Source organism: Staphylococcus sp. GDY8P85P (assembly GCF_017892405.1).
Lineage (GTDB): Bacteria > Bacillota > Bacilli > Staphylococcales > Staphylococcaceae > Staphylococcus > Staphylococcus borealis.
This window is the reverse complement of the sequence record NZ_JAESLA010000012.1, coordinates 16,642-30,238: the sequence shown is the minus strand read 5'-3', so window position 1 is coordinate 30,238 and position 13,597 is coordinate 16,642. Positions and strand designations below refer to the sequence as shown.

General features: G+C 35.5%; 11 protein-coding genes and 1 tRNA gene. 4 read left to right on the top strand and 8 right to left on the bottom strand.

What is annotated here, in order from left to right:
- Nucleotides 1–80: 80 nt before the first annotated feature.
- Nucleotides 81–929 carry an oxidoreductase gene (locus KA828_RS02330; RefSeq protein WP_204193762.1) on the top strand — a complete coding sequence of 283 codons (849 nt, stop codon included), beginning with the start codon at nucleotides 81–83 and terminating at the stop codon, nucleotides 927–929.
- A 326-nt stretch (nucleotides 930–1,255) separates the two neighbouring features.
- On the opposite strand, the gene KA828_RS02325 is transcribed toward KA828_RS02330, so the two are convergent.
- Genes KA828_RS02325 through KA828_RS02300 form a run of 6 tightly spaced genes read right to left on the bottom strand, consistent with a single transcriptional unit; the run spans nucleotide 1,256 to nucleotide 6,852 of the window.
- A complete protein-coding gene (locus KA828_RS02325) occupies nucleotides 1,256–2,173 on the bottom strand; it encodes a D-ribose ABC transporter substrate-binding protein (RefSeq protein ID WP_204193759.1) in 918 nt (305 codons plus the stop codon).
- A 19-nt stretch (nucleotides 2,174–2,192) separates the two neighbouring features.
- Complete coding sequence (locus KA828_RS02320; protein WP_107629346.1) at nucleotides 2,193–3,131, bottom strand: ABC transporter permease subunit; 939 nt, start codon at nucleotides 3,129–3,131, stop codon at nucleotides 2,193–2,195.
- Nucleotides 3,112–4,608 (bottom strand): sugar ABC transporter ATP-binding protein, encoded by a 1,497-nt coding sequence (locus KA828_RS02315; RefSeq protein ID WP_210125328.1) that lies wholly within the window; start codon nucleotides 4,606–4,608, stop codon nucleotides 3,112–3,114. The genes KA828_RS02320 and KA828_RS02315 overlap by 20 nt, the downstream gene beginning before the upstream one ends.
- Before the next feature lie 12 nt (nucleotides 4,609–4,620).
- Nucleotides 4,621–5,010: a D-ribose pyranase gene (rbsD, locus tag KA828_RS02310; protein WP_204193755.1), complete on the bottom strand. Its 390-nt coding sequence runs from the start codon at nucleotides 5,008–5,010 to the stop codon at nucleotides 4,621–4,623.
- Nucleotides 5,003–5,884: a ribokinase gene (gene rbsK / locus KA828_RS02305; RefSeq protein ID WP_204193754.1), complete on the bottom strand. Its 882-nt coding sequence runs from the start codon at nucleotides 5,882–5,884 to the stop codon at nucleotides 5,003–5,005. Before rbsK ends, rbsD begins: the two co-directional genes overlap by 8 nt.
- Complete coding sequence (locus KA828_RS02300; RefSeq protein WP_204193753.1) at nucleotides 5,881–6,852, bottom strand: substrate-binding domain-containing protein; 972 nt, start codon at nucleotides 6,850–6,852, stop codon at nucleotides 5,881–5,883. The genes rbsK and KA828_RS02300 overlap by 4 nt, the downstream gene beginning before the upstream one ends.
- Nucleotides 6,853–7,095: 243 nt before the next feature.
- Here KA828_RS02300 and KA828_RS02295 point away from each other — a divergent pair, with 243 nt between their 5' ends.
- A complete protein-coding gene (locus KA828_RS02295; protein WP_204193752.1) occupies nucleotides 7,096–7,959 on the top strand; it encodes a helix-turn-helix transcriptional regulator in 864 nt (287 codons plus the stop codon).
- 253 nt (nucleotides 7,960–8,212) lie between these two features.
- On the opposite strand, the gene KA828_RS13375 is transcribed toward KA828_RS02295, so the two are convergent.
- Both KA828_RS13375 and KA828_RS02285 read right to left on the bottom strand, forming a co-directional pair.
- Nucleotides 8,213–9,088: a hypothetical protein gene (locus KA828_RS13375; RefSeq protein ID WP_481906419.1), complete on the bottom strand. Its 876-nt coding sequence runs from the start codon at nucleotides 9,086–9,088 to the stop codon at nucleotides 8,213–8,215.
- Between the two features lie 526 nt (nucleotides 9,089–9,614).
- Nucleotides 9,615–10,478, bottom strand: coding sequence for a trypsin-like serine peptidase (locus tag KA828_RS02285; RefSeq protein WP_107629353.1), 864 nt, complete (start codon nucleotides 10,476–10,478; stop codon nucleotides 9,615–9,617).
- Nucleotides 10,479–10,713: 235 nt separating this feature from the next.
- Here KA828_RS02285 and KA828_RS02280 point away from each other — a divergent pair.
- Nucleotides 10,714–10,803 (top strand) — tRNA-Ile (locus KA828_RS02280).
- A 372-nt stretch (nucleotides 10,804–11,175) separates the two neighbouring features.
- The gene (gene lip, locus KA828_RS02275; RefSeq protein WP_204193746.1) at nucleotides 11,176–13,392 is read left to right on the top strand and encodes a YSIRK-targeted triacylglycerol lipase; all 2,217 of its coding nucleotides are present in this window, start codon (nucleotides 11,176–11,178) and stop codon (nucleotides 13,390–13,392) included.
- Nucleotides 13,393–13,597: the final 205 nt, after the last annotated feature.

The window sequence follows — 13,597 nt, the reverse complement described above, 5'->3', positions numbered from 1 at the left end:
TTTAAATTAACTCCTATATTAAAAGTTCGATAATAATACGTATAATTATATGTAAGAATACCTAGAAAGGAAAGTTTTAAATGCAGATTGCTGTTATTGGACCAGGTGCGGTTGGCACTACTATCGCCTATGAACTACAAACATCGTTGCCAAACGTCACACTAATTGGTCGTTCTAATAAACACATAACCATTCAACCCGCAAATCAAATGATAGAAGTATTTAATATAGATGACGTGACGTCGACCTTTGACGTTATAATCATTGCTGTCAAAACACATCAGCTTAATCATTTAATTCCAAAGTTACATCGTTTAGCCCATGACGAAACATTATTTATTTTAGCTCAAAATGGCTACGGCCTACTATCTCGTCTTCCATTTCAACACACTTACCAAGCTGTTGTTTATATTAGTGGCCAAAAGTCGGGAAACGAAGTCATACATTTTCGTGATTATCGCTTACATGTTCAAAAAGATGCTCAAACAATGCGCTTAAAACAGTTACTTGATCACACAAAAATTGAACTCGTACTTGAAGAACATATTGAAGACAAAATTTGGTATAAATTATTAGTTAATCTTGGTATTAATTCTATTACTGCGCTTGGTCATAATACCGCTCAAATCTTAAAAATTAAAGAAGTGGAACAATTATGTAAAAACTTATTATACGAGGGACAACACGTAGCTTTATCAGAGGGCATTACGCTTCCTGATTCATTGGTCGATGATATTATGCAGATTTATGCAGGTTATCCTGACCATATGGGTACGAGTATGTATTATGATGTGATCAATAGCCAACCGCTTGAAGTTGAAGCCATTCAAGGCTTTATCTATAGCAAGGCGAGATACTATAATCTCAATACACCACATCTAGACACTGTTTACGCCCTTTTACTATCACATCATTCTATTGCAAAGTAAAAAGGGGATGCGACGGTATTTTTTGAAATTCGTCGTAACCCCTCTTTGCTTGTAGAATTTCTTTAAGAAATTCTTTTTGTTGGGCCCCGAAGCCCAACTTGCTTAGCTTGTAAAATCACTTTCGTGGTTTTTTGTGTTGGGGCCCCGAACCCCAACTTGCTTTGCTTGTAAAATCACTTTCTTGATTTTTTGTGTTGGGGCCCCGGCCGCAAGGATGACTAGAACTGAAAAAAGCTTGATTTAAGCGCATTTTCAGTTCAGTCAGCTACTGCGAATTTGCAAAATAGCATCATCATATGATTGATGTCTCATACTCTTTTTTCTAGTTAACTCTTACTTTGTTTTAACTTTAATGGCACTTTAATTTGTTTATCGACAGAATCGCCTTTCATTAGACCATTAACTACCTTAATTGCTTCTTTACCCATAAGTTCAGGTTGTTGCGCAATTGTCGCATCTAGTTTGCCATTTTTAATGGATTTCATCGCATCTTCATTACCATCAAATCCAATGACTTGAATTTCCTTACCACCAATTGCTTCTATTGCACCTAAAGCCATTTCATCATTTTGGGCAAAGATTGCTTGGATATCAGGGTGTGCTTCAAGCATGTTTTGCGTTACATTTAACCCCTCTGCTCTATCAAACTTTGCACTTTGTTTGGCGATGACTTTTAACTGCTTATCAGCAACGTCGTGGAACCCTTTACCTCTTTCTCTAGTCGCACTTGCCCCAGGTACACCTTCAAGTTCACCCACTTTGGCATTTTTACCGACTTTATCTACCAAGTAATTTCCAGCCATTTTACCACCTTCAACGTTATCTGACGCAATAAATGACGCTACATCACCTTTATCTACAGATCGGTCTAACGTAATTACCGGAATTCCTTCATTATTAGCTGATTCTACCGCACTTGAGATTGCACTTGAATCTGTCGGGTTAACAATTAAGTAATCCACTTGTTGTTGAATTAAATCTTCAATGTCATTCGTTTGTTTTGCTGAATCATCTCGTGCATCTACAACTTTGACTTTCATCCCTTGTGCTTTTGCATCTTTTTCAATGCCATTTTTAATTTTAACGAAGAATGGATTGTTTAACGTTGAAATACTTACACCAATTGTAATCTCTGATTTTTTCTTATTTGTTTTACCATTTTTATCATTTTTCAAAGGTGATTCTAAGGAACACGCTGCTAAAAATAGGACGAGTGCTAATGTAATGGCTAATAATTTCTTCATATTGTTATCCTGCTTTCTCTTATTTTTTACGGTCAATTAATACCGCAATTAAAATGACTACACCTTTAACGACTTGTTGATAGAATGAAGACACACCGAGTAAATTTAATCCATTATTTAAAACACCTATGATAAGTACACCTATAAGTGTCCCAACAATTCGTCCTTTACCACCTGTCAATGACGTACCACCAAGCACGACCGCGGCAATCGCATCTAACTCATAAGACATACCTGCTGTTGGTTGTGCAGAATTTAGACGTGATGTTAGTATTCCTCCGGCTAACGCTGACATTAATCCTGAAATACCATAAATAAAGATTTTAATTTTATTCACTTTAATACCTGAAATTTTAGCTGCTACCTCATTCCCACCAATTGCATATGTATGACGACCGAACGTTGTCTTTTGAAGAATGATAAGTAAAATAATAAATACGATAATCATCGTTACTGCTGGTACCGGAATACCAATAAAGTAGCCTTTACCAAATAATTGGAATAAATAGCTATCACCTAAATTAGTAATTGGATTGCCGTCAGTAATGACTAGTGTTAATCCACGGAAGATTGTCATTGTCGCAAGTGTTGCAATAAATGGCGCCATATTCCCTTTCGTCACTAGTAAACCGTTGACTGCACCCAAAATAAAGCCTATCAGTACACCTATAATTAAGGCGATAATTGGATCAACACCACTTGTAATCATCAGTGCAATAAACGCAGATGATAAAGCAAGGATTGAACCTACTGATAAATCTATGCCACCAGTTAAGATAATAAATGTCATCCCAAAGGCAATCAGACCATTGATAGAAATTTGTCTTAATAAATTGAGTAAATTAGATAAATCTAAAAATGATGGATTTAAAATACTCACTACAATAATTAATAAAATTAGACCAATAAATGGAATAATCTTTTCCATGAACGATGTTTTAGCTGTTAACTGTTTCATTTAAAGTTCCCCCTGTAGCTAACGTCATAATATTTTCTTCTGTAATTTCATTTCCTGTAAGATCTCCTTTGATATTACCTTCATGCACGACCATCACTCTATCGCTCATGCCAATGACTTCCGGTAATTCAGATGAGACCATAATAATAGACACACCACGATCTGTAAGTTCATTCATAAGTTGATAAATCTCTCTCTTAGCGCCAACATCAATACCTCTTGTAGGTTCATCCAATATGATGATTTGCGCACCCGTACCAATCCACTTAGCTAATACGACTTTCTGTTGATTACCTCCTGATAATGAACCAGCTGGTAGCTTGCCTGGCGATTTAATGTTCAGTCTTTTGCGCATCGTATCAACAAATTGCTCAGAACTCTTATCGTCTACGATGCCACGTTTTGAAAAGCTAAATAACGAAGGTAACACCATATTGTCTTGAATGGAGAAGTCTAAAATTAATCCTTCTTCCTTACGATTCTCGGTTATAAAGGCAAGTCCATGTTTCATCGCTTCAATTGGGGACGTGATCGTCACTAGTTGACCTTTAATTTCAATGTCATTGTCCGCTTTATCCACACCAAATAAACTGCGCATCATTTCCGTACGTCCTGCACCCATCAAGCCACTTACACCTAGTATTTCACCTTTTCTAAGATAAAATGATTGATTCTCAATATGATGTAGCGGATTATTGAGCCGTTTTACATTTAAGATCATATCTTGTGGTTCATACGTTCTATGTGGAAATTGTTCATCTAATTCGCGTCCTACCATTGCTTTCACAATTTGGTTGTACGTTAGATGACGTGTTTCATCGTACATCACAGAAACGCCATCACGCATGACTGTTATTTCATCTGAAATCTCAAATATTTCAGCCATTCTATGCGAAATGTAAACAAAGGCAACACCTTTTGCTTTTAAATTACGAATCATATCGAATAGACGTCGGATTTCTTTGTCTGTTAAGGTAGCTGTCGGTTCATCCATAATAATGATTTGTGCTTTCGTCATCATCGCTTTAGCGATTTCTATCATTTGTTGCTCACCAATCGAGCAATCTTTAACTACTTTATTTAACGGAATGTAGAAATCTAATTCTTTAAATACTTGTTCCGCCTGTTGTTTCATTGCTTTTGTATTGAGTATGCCCATTTTGTTGCGGATTTCTTTTCCTACAAACAAATTATCGAGTACTGTTAATTCTGGATATAAATTCAATTCTTGGTGTATAAAGGTTAATCCTTTTTCTTCCGCTTCTTTAGGATTGCTATATTCTATTTCAACATCAGAATACGTCATGACACCTTGATCTTTCTTATGAATACCTACTAAAATTTTCATTAGCGTAGATTTTCCAGCCCCATTTTCTCCCATTAAGGCATGGACGGTACCTGGTTTCAAAGTAAAATCAACACCCTTAAGCACCTCGTTATCACCAAAGGCTTTATGAATATTAGTCATTTGAATCATTAATCTCACCCCTTAAAATATGACACCACTTTGAAGTATGATGTTTGCATATGGTGTTGCTTCACCTGTACGTATAATCGCTTTCGCATCCTTCGTTAATGCTTTAAACGTTTCATGATCGACTTGTGTTATGCCTGAAAAGTCATGTGTCACTTGCTTATAAATAGGTGCATTGTTTACTTCCATTTCCTCGGCTATCGTAATATGTTCAATTTCCATGTGTTGCTTAAGGACGTCATAAACGTCTAGGAAACTAGGCTTCCCTAACGTTAGTGCTAGGTCAATCTTCTTAACATCTTTAGGTACTGGTAGCCCACAATCGCCGATTACAATTTGATCTGTATGTCCTAAGTCGCTAAGTACCTTTGAAATTTCGCTGTTTAATATGCCTGTTTTATACATCGAATTCACCTTCTATTTCTGAAAAGGTCGGCATACCACCTTGAGCGCCCATACCTGTTACTGAGTGACTTGCTGCTAAATTCGCAAGTGTAAGGGCATGTGCGATGGAATATCCCTTTTGTAATCCTACTGCGAAAGCACCATTAAATGTATCTCCGGCACCTGTGGTATCTTTAACTTCTCGCTTAAATCCTGCGATATGAACCTTTTTAGTGCCGTTATGATACATAGCACCTTTATCCCCTAATGTAATAATCAGTTTGTTAGGATAATGTGCTAACGCTTCATCAATGTTAGTCTGGAACATCGCGTTACTCTCTGTTTCATTAGGTGTAATATATGTCGCTTTATCAATGACTTCTGCTTCTACTTCTCGGAATGGTGCCGGGTTAAGAATTGAGATTAAATCATGATCATCACAATAAGTTATGACGTCTTTAACTGTTTCGGCAGGAATTTCTTGTTGAATTAATACAATGTCACCTGCTTGCGCTTGATTTAATGCTTCCAATGCATACGCTGAAGTCACATAGTTGTTGGCTGAAGGCACCACAATAATGCTATTGTCATTGTCTGATAATGTAATATGTGCTGTCCCTGATGCTGAATGTGTAACGGGTTTCAGAAATGTCGTTAAAACATGGTTATCTTCTAAATTTGTGAAAATTTGATTACCAAAATCGTCATCCCCAATGCGTCCTACCATATACACATCATCACCAAGTCTGGCAGCTGCTACGGCTTGGTTTGCACCTTTGCCTCCAGGTGTCGTAAAGAATGACTCACCTAGTACGGTTTCACCTTTACTTGGTACTCGATTCGTAGAAACGACTAAATCAATAGATAAACTTCCAACTACATAAATACTTGTCATTTTGTCTTCCTCCTTGTAGATTCTCTATAAATTAAATCAACATCTAATACTACTTTCGTTGTGATATCATTATGTTCTAATTGTTGAATCAAACCTAATGCTGCTTGCTTACCAATGTCATAAGCAGGTTGTTTGATGGTTGTGAGACTTGGATAAAATAGCTTAGCTAACGGGATATCATCATACCCAATGACTTGTACGTCATCTGGAATAGTAATATGTAAATCATGTAACCATTTCATCATTTTCAGTGCTGATACATCATTGCTACATATCACACTATCGATATCATTGTGTTTAATGTAACGCTGCAATTTATCCATTGTGATATCACGCTCATCTTCAATCCATAATTGAATGCCCTGACTTTCTAACGTCGTTCTTGCACCGTTGAATCGTTCTTCAAACGAGCGATAATTTAGGTCTTGATGTAGCACTAATACACGTTGCGCATTGCCTTCTATGATTGCCTCAGCTTGTAATTGACCACCTTTATAATGATCTGCTTCGATACATTGTTGATTATCTGTAACGCGGTCAATGAGAACATAGGGTAATTGATAGGAGTTGAATTGATCAAAAGCAAATTGCGTCGATAATTGTGAAGCAATGACGCCACTGCAATTATTCACTTTAAATGTGGTTAAATAGTTAAGTTCTTTATGTTCTTGCATTTCACCATTACCAATCATGACATGATACCCTTTTTGAATTGCAGTATCCTCAACACCTTTAGCAACAATTGTAAAAAATGGATTACTCATATCTGGTAAAAGCAGTCCAATCGTTTTAGATTTCTTTGTGAATAAGGTTCTTGCAGTTTCATTTGGATAATAATCTAGGTCTTTGATGACTTGTTCAATTCTTTTACGTGTTGCTTCTTTAACATAACCACTTTTATTAATCACTCTTGAAACTGTGGCTACTGAAACATTTGCTTGTTTAGCCACTTCTTTAATCGTTCTCACTTTGCCACTCCTTTTATGTGTAACCGCTTACACAAAAATTTATCACTTTTTTCTTTTAAATGCAATATTAAATAAAACATTTATAGATTATTACTTTTGTAAATGTACGCTATCTTATTATTTATGTTTATTGATATATCGCTATTTTTTAAATTTGGAATTATACACATTACAAAAATAATATGATACTATATAGTTAATTTTCAAAGTAAATACAGAATTGATGCAAAGGGGACCCAATTCTTGGATAAATCAACTCGTATACTAAATATTTTAACTTTGCTTCTTAAAGGTTATGTTGTTACGCAACAAGACTTAAATCAATTCACTGATGTAAGTAAAAAATCAATTCAACGTGATATTAATACGATTAACACTTTCTTTTATGAAAATGAGTTTTGGAATCCTAGTAATACTAGAGTCGTTTATAATCATCAATTGGCAGGATACGAACTTAAGCAGGATACTCAAAGTAAACACAGTTTGGGCATTCTGAGTCTGCTCATTAAACTTCAAAGCTTAACGCCTATATTGCATCACGATATTCATAAATTTTTACTTAGTTCAATTACTTCAATGAAAGTTTCAGATAAACATGTTTTAATGAGTACGTTACATCAATTTAAAATCAGACAAGAATTATTGCCTGGGAAACATCTCATGCTCCTGCAAAAAGCAATCGTGAATAAAGAAATTGTTCGCATTGAACTTCAAGATAAAAAGATAGTGGTTAAACCGTTATCTATCTTGTATATGCATTATGACTATTGGTTTACATATGAGGTAGACCATGAGATTGAAACGATTCTTCTTCGAGATATTCTGTCTGTTAAGATTTTAAATTTAAAATTTAAGAAAGATGGCACTTGTAATCCTGTGTTATTCCAAATTCATAATCAATTTTGGAACCAATTCCAACAGCAATTTTCAATTAAGGAAGTTGTTGAACGAAGTGAGGATTATATCACAGTATGGGTGAATTGTACGCGTTTCGATGCGTACTATATCGCTTATCAATTAGCGCCACATGCTAAGATTCTGAAACCACAATCATATATTGATAGTTTTGTAGAAAGATTAGATGAGATTAAAGGTATTTATAAATAATAAAAGTGTTCGTAAAGTAGTTCATAGATAGATTTCGCTTGCTTAAGTTATTTCGCTTTCCTGTGGGAAAGGCTCTAAAGCAGTTCTTTGATTTTAATCATTAGAACTACTTACGTCAGTGTGTGAACACTTACGTTTCTTTTCCCCAGCAAAGAGATTTTCGTAATTCAACTATGTATCTCCAAATTACAATAAATTAGGCACCTCGTTAATTTAGTNNCTAAATTAACGAGGTGCCTTATATATTATTAACTTATTCTTCTTCTCCGTTTTCATCATATTTCGTAACGCTACCGTCTGAGGTTACTATATATGATCCAGCTAATTCACCATTTTTATCAGTAAATGAGAAGCCCCAATCGCCGTCAGAATTTTTTTCTGGTTCTTTATAAGTGTATGTGTCTGTATCTAAGGTATGCCCTTCGTATGCTTCGACTTTATCAATCACATTATCGCGTGTCACCGTTTCATCACTTGAACTATTATCGTTATCTTCTGAGTTTGAACTATCGAAATCTTCAGGTTGTCTAGCTGTTTCTGACGTAATATGACTTGCTACCTTTTCAATTTCTGAATCTGACGCGTTCTTCATCTTCTTCGTTTGACCATTATTTAAAATTCGAGCAGTTTCTTGTTTAGAGTAGCCACCTTCAATCCAACGATGATCTTGGAAATGACTTGGTACATCATAAAATGTGACTGTTCCATCATTATTATCTTTAAACGTAATGTGACCTAACGCATTAACAGACGGTGCTAATACGATCGTTCCCTCAGGGTACACCTCTGACGCATCTTCATTATATGAATTAATCGGTTTGCCCGACATATCTATAGGTTCATACGTATGGTCTTCTCCATTAAATATTTCATCCGCGTCATTTCGTGCTGTCAGCCACACTTTAGCAAAGTATTCTTTCGTATTTTTATCATTACTGTCGGCCGAATGCGTACTATTAGAACCGCCACTAATCGAAATTTGTTTTGCCACTTTCTTATAATCCGAATCTTTGCCATATTTATGATATAAATCTTTAACATCAAGTTCATATCCTAAGTCGGATTGAATAAATTGTTGATATTTGCCTATATTTTGCGTACCTATTACTGCTACTTTATCATCACTCACACCGATTAACGTCGCAAAGGATCCTTTGCCAGGTGAAGCACTATAAAATGTCATCCCTTCTGGTGCGTCTTCAACTGCTTCTCCAGTTGCTTGTAATTCGTATTTATCTATACTTTGTTGCCTTTTCCCAGTATTACTATTTTCAATGTATGAATGACGCTTTAAATCATTGGCAGTTATCGCTATATTAGACACACTGTCATCACTTAGCGCTAATGCCACTTTCTCTGCTTGATTTAAATCTTTAACACTGTTTACTGAATTCGCATCATTATTTTTCTTATTATTAGTACTATTATCAGATTTCGAATTACTATCGTTATTCGATTTATCCGTTTGTGATGATTTGTTATTATCGTCGGATGCTCCATTTCCAAGACCAAAGTCACTTAAACTACAACCAGCTAATAACATTGTTCCAGTAAGCGCACCAATCATTAAATAATTTCTCTTCATTTCTCTCCACCCTTTACTCCCTTTGTAAAATAAATTGCGAAACGCTTGTAATTCAATTTATTTAATCAAATTACTTAATATGTTGACGAACAAATTTGCCAGCATATCCTTTGAAAGATTCTCCTCCAGAAGCTTCTTGCTTAGCATACATATCGGTAGCAGTACCACCTAAATTGTGTCCATACGTTCTCATACCGTACATTGTAGTATATTTGCTATTTAACATAGGCGAACCTGACGCACCTGATCTAAAAATGTCTTTCGTTTGAATTTCTGAACCATTAGGGGAAAATTGTGTTACGCGAAATTTACTAAGATATGGTTTCGTATTGTCACCATTAATTTTTGAGTAACCTAATGAATATAATGGTGTATTAAATTTCAACTTTTTAATTTCTGAATCTGTCGCAATACGTATCGGTTTAGCATACTTCGACATATTTTCTTTAGTGTGGACTATCGCAATATCATATTGCGGTACCTTAATGACTTCATTTGCATGAAAAGTATAAGGTATTGATTTACCATTACGATTCAATTGAAATTTAATATATTTTGGTGCTGCGGCTTTACCATATTTATCATCAATAACATGTCCATTTGTGACAAAAGTATGCGCACCAATAACCGTACCAGTACCCATTGAGTCTTGTCCTTTATATTCTGGAATCCCCACTTTCCAACCATTTAAATTCGAAACACGACCAATAGATTTCAAATTACTTTGGGATGCATTTGGATAATATTTGTTTGAAATTGAACTGTTACTGATCTTTTTAGCTTTTAAATATCCTGAGTACTCACCTGCATGTAAGCCATCATAATAATAGTTACCAACAGCTTGCGCTTCATCATGATGACTAGCATAACCAAACATCGTTGTTCCAATCACTACACTTGCAATAAATGTTTTACCAACTTTTGATTTCCACATATTATTCTCCTCAATACCTTTCTTTTATATAGCTATGTCACGACATACATCGCTTAATATAATAATTTTTCAATATTATTATATGATATTAGTCGGACAATATACGTCTTTAGACTTATTAATTAATAAAACTTTAGACTTATTTTTTAATTTAATAACAAAAACAAAGTATTTTTCGTTTACAAAATAAATTGATAGAGGTAAACTGTAAAACATATTTAAAAAATATATTTATGGAGGGGTACTCAAGCCTGGCTAAAGAGGCCAATCATTTATGATTGGTAGGAGCTTTTTGCTCGCGTTGGTTCAAATCCTTCCCTCTCCGCTATTTCTAGACTGGAACGATGATCGTTTCAGTCTTTTTTATGATTTAAAGATCGTCCCAACTCGTTGCCATATAAAAAACGATTCCTACTAAGTCATTGACAATTGCTAGTGAGCAAGGTTACTATTTGTTTAAATTACTTTGAAAGAGATACGTTTTTCCACTTGAACTGTCCTTATCAATACATATTTTTTTATCTAGTTCTGCAAACGTTTTCTCTTTTCAAAAGAAAGGAAGGTCATTATGGAAGAAATTAAGGCGATATTTAGCAAATTGTTTGAATTCTTACCACGTCTAATTATTAATTTATTTATCTAACATGGATTCACTGATTTACATTTTCAAAAATTAAATAAAATAGAGGTGCTGTTTATGAAAACAAAAGAGAACCGATTTAGTATTCGTAAATTAAGCGTAGGTGCGTCATCAATTGTAGTAGCGACATTGCTATTCATGGGAGGTGGCTCAGCACAGGCAGCCGAGAAACAACAGGAATTGGGAACTCCTGATACGGCGTCAGCACAATCTATTGGGGATAATGACACACCAGAGGCTCAAAAGGGACAAGTTCAATCCGTTGAACAAGCAAAGCACAATGTGTCTCAAATTAAAAATGAAAATAACAATCAAACAAGCTTACATAATGAACTTCATCAAACGGATGCATCTAAGAATCATGTTTCTTCCAACGAGACGCATCAACCTTCTACTGAAGAATCTGAGAAGCCAGATTCAAATACAGACAATCAACACACAGAAGTGACATCAACTTCTCAACAAACACATTCAACTGAAACACCAACTTCTAAAACAACTACTAACGAAGTCACATCAACAGAACACGCAGCATCATTAGAACAAGATGAACGATCTTTACAATCATCTGAACCATCATCGAAGACGGATGATTCAACTAAGAAAGTGACACCACATACTGAACCACAAGTTAACCAAACATCTGAAACTAAACAAGCGGACTTAAATCAACCACATTCAAATACTGTTAAATCTAAGGATACAAGTGTGTCTTCAAATGACGTACATTCGAGCAAGAGTGGCGCAACTGAACAACAACTGTCAACGCAATCCACTCAATCAAAAGACGACAATCAACAAGCGCCATCACAACTAAAAGATAACCATCAAAACGAGGCACTTAAATCAACCACACCGTCACAGCAACAAATGATAACTAAAAAAGAGACAACGACAACTCAAGCATCACAAAATCTCAACACAGAAAAGGGCGATCATGTTAACATTTCTATTGATGCGCAAACTAACCCTTTCAATAACGACAACCCTTCTAAGGAAGATAAAGATGCACAATCAGGGTTAAATACACTTAAAAATAATGCAGTCGCAACAACCAATACGCAATCTAAATCTCAAGCGACAAGTGGCACAAAAGATCAAACCAATAAAGTTGCGAAACAAGCTCAGTATAAAAACCAAGATCCTATTATTTTAGTTCACGGCTTTAGTGGTTTTACTGATGATATAAGCCCATCTGTATTAGCACATTATTGGGGTGGCGATAAATTAAACATTCGCCAAGATTTAGAAGAAAACGGTTATGAATCTTATGAAGCAAGTATTAGTGCATTTGGTAGTAACTACGATCGTGCCGTTGAACTTTATTACTATATTAAAGGTGGAACGGTTGATTATGGGGCTGCACACGCTGCCAAATATGGTCATCAGCGTTACGGCAAAACATACGAAGGTGTCTATAAAGATTGGCAACCAGGTCAAAAAGTCCATCTAGTTGGACATAGTATGGGTGGTCAGACCATTCGTCAATTAGAGGCACTATTAAGAAATGGTAATCCAGAAGAACAGGAATACCAACGTGTTCATGGTGGCGAAATTTCACCATTATATCAAGGTCAACACGACAATATGATTTCTTCCATAACAACGCTTGGTACGCCACATAACGGCACACATGCATCAGATTTATTAGGTAACGAGGCGCTTATTCGTCAAATTGTCTTTGACGCAGGAAAAGTACTTGGCAATAAAGATTCACGTGTAGACTTCGGTCTGTCTCAATGGGGTCTAAAACAACAACCGAATGAATCTTATATCGACTACGCCAAACGTGTTAAAGATTCTAAATTATGGCAAACAAAAGACAATGGCTTTTATGATTTAACACGTGAAGGCGCGACAAATCTTAATCGCCAAACATCTTTAAATCCAAATATTTTATATAAAACATACACTGGTGAATCAACACATGCATCATTATTCGGACGTCAAAAATCAGATTTAAATTTATATTTCCCGTTCACCCTTACTGCTAATGTGATCGGTAAGGTAGCTGAAAAAGAATGGCGAGAAAATGATGGCTTAGTGTCTGTTATTTCGTCACAACATCCATTTAATCAAGCCTTTACTCAAGCTACAGATACGAATCAAAAAGGCATTTGGCAAGTCACTCCAACGAAACATGATTGGGACCATATCGATTTTGTAGGTCAAGATAGTTCTGATACGAAGCGTACTAGAGACGAACTACAACAATTTTGGCATAGTTTAGCCGATGATTTAGTTCAAAGTGAGTCGCTAACACGTGAGGCTTAACACATATTTCAATCTAACCGAAGGGAGGTCCTCTCATGTCTGGTACTGTGCTTCAATTAATAGGTTCTTTATTTAATATTTTGAAAGTCTTATTTTCATAAATAAATGACAAATCAAATAAGCACCACTTATCTTAAAAAGCATTTGCTTCTTAACATAGGTGGTGCTTATCATTTGTCGTTGATTGCCATTGTACTTGAAAGGT

What these genes read in the sequence shown, in the direction of transcription:
- KA828_RS02330 (WP_204193762.1), top strand. Translation starts at nt 81, where the DNA reads ATGCAGATTGCTGTTATTGGACCAGGTGCGGTTGGCACTACTATCGCC.
- KA828_RS02325 (WP_204193759.1), bottom strand. Translation starts at nt 2,173, where the DNA reads ATGAAGAAATTATTAGCCATTACATTAGCACTCGTCCTATTTTTAGCA.
- KA828_RS02320 (WP_107629346.1), bottom strand. Translation starts at nt 3,131, where the DNA reads ATGAAACAGTTAACAGCTAAAACATCGTTCATGGAAAAGATTATTCCA.
- KA828_RS02315 (WP_210125328.1), bottom strand. Translation starts at nt 4,608, where the DNA reads ATGATTCAAATGACTAATATTCATAAAGCCTTTGGTGATAACGAGGTG.
- rbsD (WP_204193755.1), bottom strand. Translation starts at nt 5,010, where the DNA reads ATGTATAAAACAGGCATATTAAACAGCGAAATTTCAAAGGTACTTAGC.
- rbsK (WP_204193754.1), bottom strand. Translation starts at nt 5,884, where the DNA reads ATGACAAGTATTTATGTAGTTGGAAGTTTATCTATTGATTTAGTCGTT.
- KA828_RS02285 (WP_107629353.1), bottom strand. Translation starts at nt 10,478, where the DNA reads ATGTGGAAATCAAAAGTTGGTAAAACATTTATTGCAAGTGTAGTGATT.
- lip (WP_204193746.1), top strand. Translation starts at nt 11,176, where the DNA reads ATGAAAACAAAAGAGAACCGATTTAGTATTCGTAAATTAAGCGTAGGT.